Source organism: Bacillus sp. N5-665 (assembly GCF_022637375.2).
In the GTDB taxonomy this organism is placed as follows: domain Bacteria; phylum Bacillota; class Bacilli; order Bacillales; family Bacillaceae_G; genus Bacillus_A; species Bacillus_A wiedmannii.
Genome location: NZ_CP093325.1, coordinates 1350426 through 1366800, shown reverse-complemented (window position 1 = coordinate 1366800; position 16375 = coordinate 1350426). Strand labels below are relative to the sequence as shown.

Here is a 16375-nt window from a genome sequence, read left to right as displayed (position 1 = left end):
ATTTACCCCTTTATGTATTTTTTGTATAACACTTGTGTTCCGCTATTCTCTTCCCCATCTTTTATTAACTCCTCATACAATTGCTTCGCCAAACTTAAACCTGGTACTGGTAATTGCAATTTTTCAGCCTCATCTAAAGCTATCTTCATATCTTTCATAAAGTGCTTTACATAAAACCCTGGTTCAAAATCTCCCTTTAACATTCGAGGAGCTAAGTTACTCAATGACCAACTACCTGCTGCTCCCGTTGAAATACTTTCTAATACTTTATCCGGATCTAGTCCAGCTTTTTTTGCATAAGCAACAGCTTCACATACTCCAATCATGTTAGAAGCAATCGCAATTTGATTGCACATTTTCGTATGTTGTCCACTTCCAGCTGGTCCTTGCAACTGAATGTTTGTTCCTAGTTTTTCAAATAACGGTAAACATTTTTCATATATTTCTTTTTCACCACCGACCATAATTGCGAGCCTTGCTTCTTTCGCACCAACGTCTCCTCCAGATACAGGCGCATCTAACGTATATACATTCTTACTTTTACCGGTTTCATTAATACGTTTTGCCAATGTTGGTGTAGATGTCGTGAAATCAATTGCTATCGTACCTTCATTTGCATTCTCCAAAATTCCATCTATCCCAAAGTACACTTCTTCTACATCATGTGGATATCCAACCATAGTCATTACAACATCAACTTGCTTCACTAACTCTTTCGGTGTATCACACCAATTTGCACCATCTTGCACTAAAGAGTCTGTCTTCGTTTTCGTTCTATTATATACATATACTTGATAGCCGTCTTGCATTAAATGACGCACCATACTTTTTCCCATTACACCAATACCGATGAAACCTATTGATACATTTTTACGTTCCATTTTCTCATCCCCTTTGTTCTAATAAATCACTTACCATCTTTCGAAACTCATTATTAAAATCATCATCTATACTATTTTTCACATTTGAAAATAATATAACAAAAGTGCCTTTTTCTTTATTAAAATTATTGAAAGTGTTCCAACCAGATAGTACACCATGATTATGAAAATAATCCGGATATATGTAAAAACTATATGCATATTTTCGTTCTGTTGAAGGTGAAAACATCGCTTGTCTACTTTGTTCAGAAAGAAGTTTCCCATTTATAATCGCTTCGTCTAACTTCTTCATATCGCCAACTGTCGTATACATCTCACCGCATCCGTATAACCACTCCATTAACAATTTTTGTGCAGGTTCAAGTACATTCTCTTTCTTTACATATCCTTTAGTAAAATGCTGATCTCCCTGAGCCATATTTCCCATACCAGATTCATGCATTTCTGCTTTAGTAAATATATTTTCTTTTATGTAATCTCCTAAAGGTTTTTTTGATATGCTTTCTATAATATAGGCAAGCACCATATAATTATAATCTGTATATCTCCAACCTGTGCCTGGTGGAAATTCTAATTTTTGACTTCCAATCCAATTTACTAAATTTATACGAGAAGCTGCATTCACTTTCCATTTTCCACTTTCTGGTAAACCTGATGTGTGTGTTAACAAATGATATAAGGTGATATTTTTATCTACCGGAAAAGAGGGAATATATTTATTTACATTATCTTGAATATTTAACTTCCCTTGTTCCTGCAGCTGTAAAATAGATGTGGCCACGACTGTTTTCGTAATAGAACCGACACGATATTTTGTTTGAGGCGTATTTTCTATCTTATTTTGAACATCAGCATATCCATATCCTTTATTCAATATAACATGCTCTTTATCTGTTACTAAAACTGTTCCATTAAATTGCTTTCCTATTAAATATTGATCTAACTTTTGAGATATACTAGCATAATCAATTTGTTGTTCTTCTTTTTCTTCTATATTCTCTTGTACTTCTGATTCAATAGTAGGATTCACCTTAGTTGTTAATACAGTGCTTTCCTTTATATTGGGATTACAGAGAAAATAGTATACTCCACCACAAACTACAGCAGACAGCGAAGCCATCGTCATTATTTTTTTTATCATGTTGTTCCTCCATAATTCCTTCGTCCAAAATCCCCCCCACATTCTATTATCAAACAATAAAAAAAAATCGCAACAATTTGTTGCGAAAAATCACTTTTTTTCTTTTCTATATACACACACTTGATTTTTCCCATTTTTTTTCGCTTCATATAATGCAATATCCGCTCGTTGCATTAATTCTTCTCTTGTAATCCCTTGTTCATATAACGCGACTCCAAAACTCGCTGTTAATTTCGAAATTCCGGAGAAATGCTTTGTTTCAATGAAAAATCGTAATGATTCCGCAACCTGAAATGCTTCTTTTTCTACTGTATTCGTTACTAATATAATAAATTCTTCTCCTCCCCACCTTGCAAATACATGTTGCTGCTCCACTTTAGATTTCATAAGCTCTGCAAGCTGAATTAATGCTAAGTCACCAAAATCATGGCCATACGTGTCATTTACTGTTTTAAAATTATCTATGTCAAATAAAATAAGTGCTATTTTTTCATCGTTACGCATTGCATTATCCCATTCTGCCTCTAGTATTTGTTGGAACTTCAAACGATTATAAATCTCTGTTAACGAATCTATCATAGCAAGCCTTTCTTGTTCTTGATAGATTTCATCTAATTCTGTAATCTCTGTACACTTCACAATAAATCTTGATAAATCTTCTGGCAGTGGTGTCGCACGCAATAAAAAAGTTGACACTTCTCCTTCATAATTGGACATCTTAATTCTTCTATCATATGATAATGTATCATCTAACCATGTTATATCATGGGTTGTTGAATAGTATCCGTTTTCTCTAATAAAATGTTCAGCAAATACTAAATGTTGCTCACGATAGGCAAATAAATTTTCATATCCGAAAAACTCTAAAAAATTTGTATTACAATCAACAATCTCATCGTCTTCTACTATAAATAATAGATCATTTTGAAAATCAAACATCGTTTGAAGTAGTTCTTGTTGCAAACTTACTTGCCGCACTAAAGAAAGCTGATACAAACTCTTATTCACTTCCTCTAACACCATTTGTGGGGTCACAGGGGCTATCACAATATTACGTATTCCTAACGTAAGCACCTCTGCAAACTCGCTTGTTATCTGTTGATCCCAAATGACAATAAATGTACTCTGTGGATTATACATATTCTTTATATATTTTATTTGAGAAAAATCTGTTACATACATAATTACAATATGTGGTTTAGTCCTCTGATACAATAATTCTCCTTCTTCAAAACTATTTGCTATAAACATACATTTTGGATGAATATTTTCTATCGTTTGTTGATGTGTGCATCCATTTTCTATATAAAGGACATTTAACTGAAGATCTTGTAATACATTTTGGAAAACCGTATTCTCTAATAAAAAATGTAGTATGTTCATCACTAGTCTTCACTCACTTCATATATCTTGTTCTACTGCATTCCTCACAAACATTTTATAAAAAGACTGTTCTCTAAATACTTTAATGAGTGAGGGATACATATTAACAAGCTAATTGAGAATGCTCTCTTCGCTTTTTCTCTATAAATTCCTTTTTTAGTGTATGATGATAGGAATTGTATCGTTTGTATGAATGCCCTAGCTTCCTCTTTAAAACTTGACAATTAAAATAAAGATATTATATTCTTAAATTCGACAACTTACAAAATGTAAGTAGAATATATTACATATATTTTTTTATAATTTGATATGTTACTTGGAGGATATATAATGACAAACGACAACTTTTTTAATGTTCTATACGAACGCACATCTACACGTGCATTCAACCCAGAGAAAGAAATTTCATCTACAGAGTTACACGAGATTTTAAAGGGAGCTGCTCAAGCACCTTCTGCTTGGAACTTGCAGCACTGGAAATTCCTTGTATTCCAAGGTGAAGATGTACAGAAACGATTGCATCCAATTGCTTATAACCAGCAACAAATACTTGATGCTTCTGCTGTAGTCGCTATTTTAGGTGATTTAGAAGCTTATAAAAACGTTGAACCAGTTTATGGTCCAATTGTAGAACAAGGATTTATGAAAGAAGAAGCAAAAGAGCGCTTAGCTAAAAATATTGAGTCTGCATATGCTCGTGAGCAATTCCCAAGAGATGCAGCCTTTTCAAATGCATCTTTAGCAGCAATGCAACTTATGCTTGCGGCTAAAGCAACTGGCTGGGATACTTGTGCTATTGGTGGTTTCAACCCACAAGCACTTACAGAAGAATTCAATGTTTCATCTCGTTACGTACCAATTATGCTTATTACAATTGGTGAATCAACTTTAAAAGGTCATCCTGCACCACGAATGAGCGTAGAACAAGTGAGTGAATGGGCAAAATAATAAAGTGAACCTTTAATCAATGTGAGGGGCTTACTGCCTGTTAATACGGGATAAAAAAGAAACGAAGGTAATTTCATTACCTTCGTTTCTTTTTCTTCTGTCACACACCCGTAATATTACAATGTATTATTCGACATCTATACATAAAAAAATAGTAAATTTCATGCTATTCCCATACACATAAATGGCGTTTCGTGTCGAATTTTGTTAAAGCATCGAAATATAACCGTGTGTTTTTGTTACAATTATGATACAATGATAACAAATAGATAACAAGAGAGGGATTTTCATTGAGTTCATACGGAAGCTTTATCGCACTTTTAAGTTACATAGTAACTGTACTACTGTTATATTTTATTGGCGATGCTACAAACATATCAGTGTTACAATTCCCAAAAGAAGAAACGTTCCAATTAGACGCAGAAAAACATACTGCAAGATCCATTGCACCACTACTCTTAGCTCTCCCTGTATATATCATCGTTTTATATAAAAGTAAAAAAGTGTAAAGCCTACCTATTTCATTCATTTCGGTGGTCTTTACACTTTTTTGTGATATTTCCCCTATTTTAAACATCATTCCGTACTAAACACCCAGCTAGTCTTTTAAAATGAGAAAATCCCCCAGAAAAAATTCCACTCTCTGTCCAGTCACTAACTACCGAACTTACATAGATTATAAGTGTGAAGGGGGTGATGAGGATTATGTTTGGATCATTTGGATGCTGTGATAACTTTAGAGACTGTCATCATCGTGAAAGAGAGTGCGACCATCGTGACCATCGCGAGAAAGAGAGAGAGGTAAAACCACAACAACCAGCTGTATGTAACGTACTTGCTAGCATTTCAGTTGGAACAGAACTTTCTCTTTTAAGCATTAAAGGTATTGGATCTTTCAACAATGTAATTTTTGAAGGTTTCGCTAACGGCGTTGCTCTTTTCTCCGCTTTAGCTCGTAACAATAATGATAAAGATGATAAAGACAACGACAAAGATGATAAGAACCGTCAACGTAATACTTTTAATGGTATTTTACGTGTATGCCCAACTGATATCGTTGCTATCGCTATCTAGTTCTGTGTCTTATCCTCTATAGTAAGAAAATAAGATTTACTTTTCTCATAGAAAAAACCTGAGACCGATTTCAAATCGACTCAGGTTTTTTTATTAATTATATGCTTTTAACTAGTTCAACAACTTCTTCAGCAGTTGACATCATTAATGCTTTTTCTGCTAATGTTTCCATTTCTGCTTTTGACAACTTGCTTAGTTGTGTTCTTGCAGGAAGAATAGATGTTGCACTCATACTGAACTCATCTAAACCTAATCCTAATAATAATGGGATAGCAAGTGAATCTCCCGCCATCTCACCACACATACCAGCCCATTTGCCTTCTTTATGAGCCGCATCAATAACCATTTTTACAAGACGTAAAATAGATGGGTTATATGGTTGGTATAAGTAAGCTACTTGTTCGTTCATACGGTCTGCTGCCATTGTGTATTGGATTAAGTCATTTGTTCCGATAGAGAAGAAATCAACTTCTTTTGCGAATTGATCTGCTAATACTGCTGAAGCTGGGATTTCAACCATCATACCCACTTCAATAGAATCAGAAACAGTTGTACCCGCTTCTACAAGTTTCACTTTCTCTTCTAATAAGATTGCTTTCGCTTGACGGAACTCATCAAGAGTTGCAATCATTGGGAACATAATTTTTAAGTTACCGTATACGCTAGCACGAAGTAATGCACGAAGTTGTGTACGGAACACATCTTGCTCATCAAGGCATAAGCGAATTGCACGGTATCCTAAGAATGGGTTCATTTCTTTTGGTAAATGTAAGTATGGAAGCTCTTTATCTCCACCGATGTCAAGTGTACGAACAACAACAGGTTGACCTTCTTTTACACCTTCAAGAACTGCTTTATACGCTTCGAACTGCTCTTCTTCTGTTGGAAGATTGTCACGGCCCATGTATAAGAATTCTGTACGGTATAAACCAACGCCTTCTCCGCCATTATCGATAATACCTTGTACATCATTTGGTGTTCCGATATTTGCAACAAGCTCAACGTGATGTCCATCACTTGTTACAGTAGCTTGGTCTTTTAATTTTGCCCATTCAGTTTTTTGCTCTTCAAATTTCGCTTTCTTTTCTTCAAAAGAACGAAGAGTTTCTTCTGATGGATTTACAATTACTTCTCCATCTAAACCGTCGATGATTACGATATCGCCGTTTTGGATTTTCTCCATAACAACTTTCGTACCAACAACTGCAGGAATTTCCATAGAACGAGCCATAATTGCAGAGTGAGATGTACGTCCACCGATATCAGTTGTAAAACCTTTTGCATACTTACGGTTTAACTGAGCTGTATCAGATGGTGTTAGATCTTCAGCAATGATGATTACTTCTTCAGAAATTGTACCAGGGTTTGAGAAGTTAATTCCTAGTAAATGTGCAAGAACGCGTTTTGTTACGTCACGAATGTCCGCAGCACGTTCTTTCATATATTCGTTATCCATGTTTTCAAACATAGAAATAAACATGGATGCAACTTCATCCATTGCAAATTCAGCATTTACTTTTTCACTATTTACTTTATCTTTTACTGGGTTTACTAGTTCTGGATCATTTAACACTAATAAATGTGCTTCAAAGATCGCAGCTTTATCAGCACCCAGCTCAGCAAAAGCATGGTCCTTAATTGCTTCTAATTCAGTTTTTGCTTTCTCAAGCGCAGCGTCTAAGCGTGCAATTTCAGCAGCTTCGTTTGTAATTGATTTCTTTTCGATGTTAAATTCAGGATTCTCAAGTCTGAAAGCCTTTGCAATAGCAATCCCACTTGATGCAGCGATCCCTTGAATGTTAAGAGTCATTATTCTCCTAATCCTTCGTTTTTCATAGTTTCTTCGATAGCTGCTAGTGCTTGAGCTGCATCATCACCATTTGCAGTGATTTTAATTTCTGCGTTTTGTTGAATGCCTAAAGACATAACACCCATGATTGATTTTAAGTTAACGTTTTTTCCGTTATACTCTAAGTTAATGTCAGAACCAAATTTGCTTGCAGTGTTTACAAGTAGAGTTGCTGGACGAGCATGAATTCCTGAGTCGCTAGTTACTTTAAAGATTTTTTCCATGATAATTTATCTCCTTTAAATTACAGTATTTTTTTAGTTGTATAGACGTGAGTACTACATCATCTATTGTATATAATAGGCGATGTTCGGTCAACCACATCGCCTATTATAATTATAAACATTTTGCGTCAAATTCCTACTGAATGTCAATAATAGCGTTTTCGCCCTTCTTAACATTTCCATCTTTTTTCAATTCGACTTGTTGTCCTTGTTGTAAATTCGTAAAGACAATTGGTGTAATGATAGATGGTGCATTTTCTTTTACAAATGCAAGATCTACTTTTAATAATGGTTGTCCTTGTTTCACTTTGTCGCCTTGTGCTACAAGTGCTTCAAAACCTTCACCATTTAATTTTACAGTATCAATACCGAAGTGGATTAAAATTTCTTTTCCGCCTTCAGATTGAATACCAATTGCATGCTTTGTAGGGAATACGTTGACGATCTCACCGTTAACTGGAGAAACTACTGTTCCTTCTGTTGGCTCGATTGCAAATCCGTCTCCCATCATTTTTCCTGAGAATACTTGATCAGGTACTTCTGTAATCGATAAGATTTTCCCTTCAATTGGTGATACGATTGTTTCGTTTTCATCAACTTGTTTAGGAGTTTCTTCTACCTTTACAGGCTCTTCTTTTTCAACATGAGGTGTACGACCTGACATAATATCATGAATTTGTGATTTTAATGTGTCAGATTTCGGTCCAAAAATAGCTTGAATGTTATTTCCAACTTCAAGTACACCAGCTGCTCCAAGCTCTTTTAAGCGATCTTTGTTTACATTCTTTTGTTCGTTAACTTGAACACGTAAACGAGTAATACAAGCGTCTAAAGAAGCAATGTTTTCTTTACCACCAAGTGCTACTAATACTTCACGTGGAAGTTCTCCTGCTTCTGTTTTACCTGCGCCGTCATTCGCATTTGCTACTTCACGACCAGGTGTTTTTAAATCCCATTTACGGATTGCAAAGCGGAATCCGAAGTAGTAAATAACTGCTAGTACAAGACCAACAATAATTACCCACCACCATGCTGTACGGCCTGGTAGTACACCGAATAACATAAAGTCGATTAAACCACCAGAGAATGTCATACCAATTTTAACACCTAAAATTTGCATTGTCATAAATGATAGACCAGCGAATACTGCGTGAATTCCGAACAGTACTGGTGCTACGAATAAGAATGAAAATTCAAGTGGTTCTGTAATACCTGTTAAGAAAGATGTTAATGCAGCAGAGCCTAAAATACCAGCTGCTAATTTTTTATTTTCAGGACGTGCTTCATGGTACATTGCTAATGCTGCTGCTGGAAGACCGAACATCATGAACGGATACTTACCAGTTGTAAATGTACCTGCTGTTAATTCTACACCGTCTTTTAACTGTGCCATAAAGATTTTTTGGTCACCACGGATTAATTCGCCAGCTGCATTTGTATACTGACCGAATTCGAACCAGAACGGTGAATAGAAAATGTGATGTAATCCAAATGGAATTAATGAACGTTCAATTAAACCGAATATGAATGCTGCTAATGTTCTATTTGCATCAATCATTTGATGTGAGAACGTATTTAAGCCACCTTGAATGTATGGCCAAATGAAACACATGATTATACCTACTACTAAAGAGAATGTTGCAGTCGCAATCGGTACGAAACGCTTACCTGCGAAGAAACCTAAATATGATGGTTCAATGTTGAAGTATTTATTGTAGCAATATGCCGCTACTATACCGACGATAATACCACCAAACACTCCCGTTTGTAGCGTTGGAATTCCTAATACGTTTGCATATGCTGGATCTGCAAATCCAATTTTTACTGGATCTGCTCCAGAACTTGTTACTTTCACTAGCTTATCTACTTCTAAGAACACACTCATCGTTTTGTTCATAATTAAGTAGCCGACGAATGCTGCTAATCCAGCTACTCCGTCTCCACCAGCTAAACCAATTGCTACCCCAACTGCGAATAATAATGCAAGGTTAGCGAAAATAATATCACCAGATTGTTCCATAATTTTTGCTACCATTACGAACCAATCTGCTTTTAAAGCAGGAATAACATCTGTTAACTGTGGATTTTGAAATGCATTACCAAATCCAAGTAAAATACCTGCTGCCGGTAAAATCGCTACTGGAAGCATTAACGCTTTTCCGACTTTTTGAAGAACACCAAAGATCTTCTTAAACATGGAAACCCTTCCTCTCTTATCTATATTGATACCTTCCGACAAACGCCAAAAAGACATGAGGAAAAAAAGATAGAACGATAGCTATACAAAGGGTAGTATAACCCTTTCTCTAGCTTACATTCCTTACTTTTCTCCACTCATGCCTGATCGGATCAGTAACACGTGTCAAAAATAGGTTTACGTATAAGTTCACTATAATTAAGGCAAACGTTTTCGTTACTTACCTTAATGTGTTTGTCGAAATTTGTATAACTTTGCAATAGTTATTATACATAACTATTGTAAGCGATTCAATGATTTTTTTTAACGTTTTCATTTTAGACAAAAATATATGTCTTTTTACACATGCTCTGCTTTTACTAAGCGCTGCAGGTGCATCGTTAAATATATGCTCTCTGCTTCATACACAGGAAGTTGCAATTCTTTTTGCATGACCTTAACTAGCTTCCAAGCTAAATTATAACAGACAGGATATTCTGCCTTTAATAAATCAGCAAAACTTTGTGATTCCTCTACTTTTTCCCCTTTTTTTACCCGTTCAATTGCATATTGTAAATGACGGATAAGGCGTAAATAGTGAATACTTTCTTGGTCTAATGTAATTAGTAAGTTTGTCTCAATTAAAGATACAAGTTGTGCAATGAGACGGGAATTTTGATTAACTGAAGATAAATCTGAATTTGTAAGCGAACTGTAAATATGGAGTGCAATAAAACCAATTTCTCCTTCTGGCAATGTAATTTGTAACCGAGAATTTAAAAGGTCTACAACACCTTCAGCAATTTCATATTCCTCTGGATAGAGCATTTTCGTTTCAACTAAAAAAGGATTATCAATTGTAAGTCCTTGTTTTAACCGCTTAATCGCAAAAGAAATATGATCTGTTAAAGCGATATGAATATGTTCATTCAATGGTGATTTTGCTTTTTCTTGAATGTAGAACATAATATCATTCATTAATTCAATTAGTTTTTCACTCACATGCGGCACTAACAGTTTGTATTGTTCACGATCACGTTCATTTTTTAAAACAAACATTTTTTCAATTTGTTCTTGCTCCAATACATCTTTCGCTTTTTTCCCAAATCCAATTCCTTTACCGATCACTACTACTTCCTCATGTTCAGGATGGCTAGCAATGATGACATTATTATTTAAAACTTTTTTAATTTCTAGATAATTATTCATATAACACCACCCTCGTACTTAAATAGCCTGCTTTTATGTTACAGAACATTCTTCTTTGTCGTCAATGTAAAACATCTACCATTTCATAAAAATTCGTTTTTTAGACATGTTTATATATGATGCGTATAATGTAAGAGCAACTGTACATAGAAAGGAGATAACAACATGATTAAAATGTTTGTAAGTGATATCGATGGTACAATGATGCAACACGGAGGGTTAATTGACGAACAGGATATTGTAGCACTTCGTAGTCTTGCTGAGCAAAATGTTATTCTTTGTTTCGCTTCTGGCCGATTGGATAATGAAATTGCAGACTTAATGAAAGCTGTAAATACAAATTTCCATCGTATTAGTGTAAATGGTGTTTTCGTGTACACACATGAAAACAAGCAACTATTATCCGCAACATTCGATTCGAGTATTCTACCTGATCTGTTAGCAATGACAAATGAAGATCCTTATTTTCGTTATGTAAGTGATGAGCATAATTATTACATTGAAGAGAAAACACCGTTCATTCATGAGCTTGAACAACAAGTAACGATGACTTCTGTTGAAGAACCGCATCTATTACAGAAAATTGATGATACAATTTTCCCAAATAAAATCTCTGTCGGTGGAACAAAGGAAAGCTTACAACTCCTTCAGAAAAAAATTGATGAAAAATTCCACGGAAAAGTTAGTACATTCATTTCAGCAGAACAATGTTTAGATGTAATGCCACCTAATATTAGTAAAGGGGCTGCTATCTCTGTTTTATTAAAAGAGTTTCAACTACAACCAGAGGAAATTGCTTGCATAGGGGATTCTTATAATGATATCCCGATGTTTTCTTTAACTCCTCACAGTTTTGCTATGTCTCAAGCAGATGAAGCAGTAAAAGAACACGCTCACTATGTAGTAAATACAGTTAAAGATGCTGTTAACCACGTAATTACTCATAATAAAAATACGACTCACTCCTTGTAAGGATGAGTCGTATTTTTTCTTTACATGTTAAACAATTTGACATTAACTGTACTTCACAAACTGAAATATATTATTTGTTACGTGCGATGTTTGTAATAAACTTATAACGATCCCCACGATAAATACATTTCACATACTCTAACGGTACTTCACCTTCTGAATATGACCATTGACGCATTACAAGCACTGGCGCCTTTTTAGGAATATGCAGATGTTCAGCTTCATTATCCGTTGCAATTGAAGCTTCAATTGATTGAGTAGCGCTAACAAGTTTAAAGCCCAGTTTTTTCTCTAAATGTTCATATAAAGATTGTTGCAATATTTCTTCGTTAATATCTTTTACAAGAGCTGGCGACAAATATGTCGTCTCAAAAGCAATCGGTTCATCATCAGCTAAGCGTATACGCCTCACTTCATAAACCGACTCTCCCTCCTGTATTCTCAACCGGTCTGCTATTTTCGCAGTAGCTGGAACTAGGCGGAAACTAAGTAATTGACTACTTGGGTTCATCCCACGAGAAATCATATCTTCTGTGAATCCCGTCATTCCTTGCAATTTTTGTTCCACTTTCGGAAGTTGGACAAACGTACCAATTCCACGTTTCCGATATAAATAACCTTGTTCCACTAAATTATTAATCGCCTGTCTGATTGTCATACGACTCACTTCGAACTTATCGCAAAGTTCATTCTCAGATGGGATTTTATCTCCCGGCTTCCATTCGCCGTCCTCAATTAGCTGTTTCACCCACTCTTGAATCTGATAATAGATCGGAAATGGTGAATACTTGTCGATGTTCATCAGCAATCGCCTCACTGCATAAAGATAGAGCTTCTTGATCAGCGATTACGGTTACATTCGGATGACGTTGTAAAACTGTAGCAGGACACGCTTCGCTATATTCACCTTGCAATAATTCTTTCACAGCTTCTGCCTTTTTAGAACCGATAGCAACAAGTAGAATTTGTTTCGCTTTCATAATGCTTCCAATTCCCATTGTAATCGCATGCGTTGGCACATCTTCTTCTTTTTCGAAGAAGCGAAGGTTTGCTTGGCGTGTAGATTCTGTTAATTCAACAATGTTTGTTGGAGAATTAAACAGTGTTCCTGGTTCGTTAAATCCGATGTGACCGTTTTCACCGATTCCAAGAATCTGTAGGTCAACTGGGTTAGCAGCTAGAATGCCCTCGTAACGTTTGCACTCTTCCTCTAAATCACTTGCCATCCCGTTTGGTACATAAGTTTGTTTAAATGGAAGATGATCAAACAACTGTTCTTGCATGAAATAGTGATAGCTGTTTTTATCTTCATGTGGTAAATTTACGTACTCATCTAAGTTTACAGTGGTTACACGGCTTGTATCAAGTTTATTTTTTCGCATTTCTGCATAAATACCTAATGGAGAGCTTCCTGTAGCCATTCCTAATGTTGGATTTTCTTTTGTTTTTACAACTTCTTCAATTAATTTATAACCTGCTTCTGCTAGTTCTTTTGGAGTTTTTACAACAAGAATATTCATTTAATTACTTCCCTTCCTTCATATGAATTCCTAAACGAACCGTATCATATACATGTAAATCTTCATTCATCACAACAAAGTCTGCATCTTTTCCTACCGCTAATGCACCTTTATGATTTAATCCAAACTCTTCTGCTTGGTTAATTGATGTCATCAGTACTGCATCTTCGATTGAACAACCTGTAAATTCAATTACATTTCGGAAAGCTTGATCCATTTTTAGAATACTACCAGCTAACGTTCCATCTTCTAATCGAGCACTACCATCTTTTACATGTACTGGCTGTCCGCCAAGCTCATATAATCCATCTTCAAGACCTTTTGCACGCATTGCGTCAGTAATAACACTTACTTTTTTCGGTCCTTTTAATTTATATGCTAATTTCACCATATCAGGGTGAATATGAATACCATCTGTAATTACTTCAACCATTACATCTGGATTTAATAACACATGACCAACAACTCCTGGTTCTCGGTGATGTAATCCACGCATTTGATTGTATAAATGCGTTGCATGTGTAATGTTTCTATTTTTTAGTTGCGCATCAATTGCATCTGTATGCCCCATTGTGCCAACAACACCAGTTTCAGCAAGATACTGTTCAAACTCTAACGCACCTTCTTCTTCAGGTGCATATGTTACTAATTTAATTAGATTCCCGCTTGCTTCCTGCCATTGTTTAAATTGTTCAATATTCGCAGGAACAATATGTTCAAGTGGTTGTGCACCTGCACGTTTTTTAGAAACATACGGTCCTTCTAAGTGAATATATTCGAAATGTGCTCCTTTTTCTTTCGCTTCCTTCGCCGCATGTAGTGCCGCTTCGATTGCTTCTGGAGCTTGTGTCATTGTTGTTGGAAAGTAAGTTGTAACTCCTTCTTTTAACATTTCTTTACCTAGAGTTACTAATCCATCGCTATTTGCATCCATCGCATCAATATCGTACCCACCATGAATATGAACATCAATCATACCTGGAATCACAATCTTCCCTGCCGCATCTAAAACCGCTTCATTTTCTTGTGATACATATTGAGCCATCAAACCAATTTCTTTAATTGTTTCTGCGTAACGAATAAATCCGTTTTCCACTACTTCTTGACCTGTATAAATTTTGGCATTGATGACAACTTGCGTTTTCATTTTCATCGATCCTTTCCCATGAAATACCTACTTGTTATTATTACCTTATTCGCCTAATTCCATCTTAATATATGCACGAGTAGTTGTCTAGACATTCGAATAAAATTTCCTCTTTGTTTAACAAAAAGGAAACTTAGTACGTCTCTTGCAATTATAATATATGTTATTCAGTTTTCCAAAAAGGGAGAATATCCCCTATCATATTTCTCACTTAAGTAATGGCATTAATCCACTAGAGCCTATTGTAATATGCTCGCCGTCTGTTTCCATTTCTACTGTACGTTTGTTTGTTCCATATATCATTATACCATGCTGTTTTAAGCGTCTTACTACACTTTGATGCGGATGTCCATACGGATTTCTGCTTCCATATGAAAGAATTGCAAACTGTGGTTCTACTTTCTTTATAAACATTTCACTTGTTGAAGTATAGGAGCCATGATGTCCCACCTTTAACACATCTGCATGTACATCAAATTGCTTTAATATTTCAGTTTCCGTCCGCACATCAGCATCACCCATTAGTAAAAAATCCGCTTTTCCGTATCGTACCTTTAACACAATTGAAGATTCATTATTTTCGTCTTTTGATTTCCCATTGTTTAATACTTGTATGGAAACATGCGGATCTAGCGGTATGTATTGTCCCTCTTTTACTGAAACGAAAGGAATTCCTCTTTTTTTAATATGATTCCGGTATGTGTGATACGTAAAAGAACTATATGTTTTTCCACTATCTAATATAAGTGCTACCGGCATTTGCTCTACAATCGGAATGAGTCCTCCAATGTGATCCATATCAGGATGCGTACTGACGATAGCATCTAAATGGTTAATCCCTTTTTCGATTAGTTTTTGAATGATAACCTCACCTGCTTCATAAGGTCCCCCATCAATTAACATCGTTTGTCCATTTGGCAATGTAATAAGTGTCGCATCACCTTGCCCAACTTTAAAAAAACTCACTTTCATTTTACCAAAATGTTGCCGCTGCATATGTAAAGGAGACGCGGTATGAATAGACATCATATATCTTTTGGCCGATGCACTATTTAAAGAAAAGCATAACAAAACAGAAACTAACAATAAAATACTTCGCATACTTCTCATAACTCGTCTCCTTTTTTCAATTAGTATGGCACGGTATATAATTGATATACAAAAAAAGCTTAGCAAAATGCTAAGCTTTTATTTCGATATCTCCTGTAAAGAACCAAAGAATAAATCTGCTTCATTCATTTGTTCATTCTCTTCAGAAAGTGCCGGTAAATCATCTAATGTTTTCAATCCAAATGTATCCAAAAATTCTTTCGTTGTTCCATATAAAATAGGACGCCCTGGACCTTCTGCTCTTCCCATTTCTTTTATAAGTAAGTGTGAAACTAACGTTTGTAACGCCTTATCGGTTTTCACCCCTCTAATCTCTTCCATTTCAGTCCTTGTAATAGGTTGACGATATGCCACAATCGCTAACGTTTCTAAAGCAGCCTGAGAAAGTGAAGCAGCTGTTGGGATATCTATTAATTTTTGATAGTACGAAGCATGTTCTTTCTTTGTAGCAAAACGATATACTTTTGCATACTGTACAATTTGCAAACCGCGGTGTGCACCTTCACATTCTTTTTGCATTTCTTCTAAAATATCGATTACTTCATTTCCTTCAATTTCAAGCACTTTCGCTATTTGTTCTGGATAAATCCCTTCATCACCAGAAACAAATAAAAGCCCTTCAATGATTGATTTCTGTTCTTTTCTATCCATTTTACGAGCTCCTTCCTCCAATTTTCTCCATAAAAATACAAATCAAAAAACCGAATCACAATTAATGCGTTCGGTTCAATATTTTTTCTC

At 35.5% G+C, this 16375-nt stretch carries 16 protein-coding genes; 4 read left to right on the top strand and 12 right to left on the bottom strand.

What is annotated here, in order from left to right; all coding sequences use genetic code 11:
- Positions 1-2 precede the first annotated feature (2 nt).
- The 3 genes from MNO09_RS09590 to MNO09_RS09580 form a co-directional block, all read right to left on the bottom strand.
- On the bottom strand, positions 3-881 hold the full coding sequence (locus MNO09_RS09590) for an NAD(P)-dependent oxidoreductase (protein ID WP_000440181.1): 879 nt from the start codon (positions 879-881) through the stop codon (positions 3-5).
- Positions 882-885: 4 nt separating this feature from the next.
- The gene (locus MNO09_RS09585; protein ID WP_070169107.1) at positions 886-2022 is read right to left on the bottom strand and encodes a serine hydrolase domain-containing protein; all 1137 of its coding nucleotides are present in this window, start codon (positions 2020-2022) and stop codon (positions 886-888) included.
- Between the two features lie 90 nt (positions 2023-2112).
- A complete protein-coding gene (locus MNO09_RS09580; protein ID WP_048562406.1) occupies positions 2113-3405 on the bottom strand; it encodes a GGDEF domain-containing protein in 1293 nt (430 codons plus the stop codon).
- Between the two features lie 330 nt (positions 3406-3735).
- Here MNO09_RS09580 and MNO09_RS09575 point away from each other — a divergent pair, with 330 nt between their 5' ends.
- From MNO09_RS09575 to MNO09_RS09565, 3 genes are all read left to right on the top strand, one after another.
- Entirely contained in the window at positions 3736-4353 is a 618-nt protein-coding gene (locus MNO09_RS09575) for a nitroreductase family protein (protein ID WP_000180385.1), read from the top strand.
- Between the two features lie 290 nt (positions 4354-4643).
- Positions 4644-4862, top strand: coding sequence for a hypothetical protein (locus MNO09_RS09570; protein ID WP_000100492.1), 219 nt, complete (start codon positions 4644-4646; stop codon positions 4860-4862).
- Between the two features lie 196 nt (positions 4863-5058).
- Positions 5059-5427, top strand: a complete 369-nt coding sequence (locus tag MNO09_RS09565) for a DUF3915 domain-containing protein (RefSeq protein ID WP_060749672.1) — start codon at positions 5059-5061, stop codon at positions 5425-5427.
- Positions 5428-5524: 97 nt separating this feature from the next.
- Here MNO09_RS09565 and ptsP read toward each other — a convergent pair whose 3' ends face one another.
- The 4 genes from ptsP to glcT all read right to left on the bottom strand — a co-directional run bounded on the left by ptsP (position 5525) and on the right by glcT (position 10885).
- Positions 5525-7237, bottom strand: a complete 1713-nt coding sequence (gene ptsP, locus MNO09_RS09560) for a phosphoenolpyruvate--protein phosphotransferase (RefSeq protein ID WP_070169108.1) — start codon at positions 7235-7237, stop codon at positions 5525-5527.
- Positions 7237-7500: a phosphocarrier protein HPr gene (gene ptsH / locus MNO09_RS09555; protein ID WP_000411080.1), complete on the bottom strand. Its 264-nt coding sequence runs from the start codon at positions 7498-7500 to the stop codon at positions 7237-7239. Before ptsH ends, ptsP begins: the two co-directional genes overlap by 1 nt.
- Positions 7501-7636: 136 nt before the next feature.
- Entirely contained in the window at positions 7637-9697 is a 2061-nt protein-coding gene (ptsG, locus tag MNO09_RS09550; RefSeq protein ID WP_241950115.1) for a PTS glucose transporter subunit IIABC, read from the bottom strand.
- A 339-nt stretch (positions 9698-10036) separates the two neighbouring features.
- Complete coding sequence (gene glcT / locus MNO09_RS09545) at positions 10037-10885, bottom strand: glucose PTS transporter transcription antiterminator GlcT (protein ID WP_001067320.1); 849 nt, start codon at positions 10883-10885, stop codon at positions 10037-10039.
- Between the two features lie 165 nt (positions 10886-11050).
- Between glcT and MNO09_RS09540 the strand changes: the two genes are divergently transcribed.
- Positions 11051-11857, top strand: coding sequence for a Cof-type HAD-IIB family hydrolase (locus MNO09_RS09540; RefSeq protein WP_000594232.1), 807 nt, complete (start codon positions 11051-11053; stop codon positions 11855-11857).
- A 70-nt stretch (positions 11858-11927) separates the two neighbouring features.
- Here MNO09_RS09540 and phnF read toward each other — a convergent pair whose 3' ends face one another.
- The 5 genes from phnF to scpB all read right to left on the bottom strand — a co-directional run bounded on the left by phnF (position 11928) and on the right by scpB (position 16285).
- Positions 11928-12659, bottom strand: a complete 732-nt coding sequence (gene phnF / locus MNO09_RS09535) for a phosphonate metabolism transcriptional regulator PhnF (protein WP_002194085.1) — start codon at positions 12657-12659, stop codon at positions 11928-11930.
- Positions 12589-13377 (bottom strand): glucosamine-6-phosphate deaminase, encoded by a 789-nt coding sequence (gene nagB, locus MNO09_RS09530; protein ID WP_001024216.1) that lies wholly within the window; start codon positions 13375-13377, stop codon positions 12589-12591. Before nagB ends, phnF begins: the two co-directional genes overlap by 71 nt.
- A 4-nt stretch (positions 13378-13381) precedes the next feature.
- Positions 13382-14524 carry an N-acetylglucosamine-6-phosphate deacetylase gene (gene nagA, locus MNO09_RS09525; RefSeq protein ID WP_002096336.1) on the bottom strand — a complete coding sequence of 381 codons (1143 nt, stop codon included), beginning with the start codon at positions 14522-14524 and terminating at the stop codon, positions 13382-13384.
- A gap of 207 nt (positions 14525-14731) precedes the next feature.
- Positions 14732-15634: a ComEC/Rec2 family competence protein gene (locus tag MNO09_RS09520; RefSeq protein WP_001257291.1), complete on the bottom strand. Its 903-nt coding sequence runs from the start codon at positions 15632-15634 to the stop codon at positions 14732-14734.
- Between the two features lie 78 nt (positions 15635-15712).
- A complete protein-coding gene (scpB, locus tag MNO09_RS09515; RefSeq protein ID WP_000375162.1) occupies positions 15713-16285 on the bottom strand; it encodes a segregation/condensation protein ScpB in 573 nt (190 codons plus the stop codon).
- Between the last annotated feature and the right edge of the window lie 90 nt (positions 16286-16375).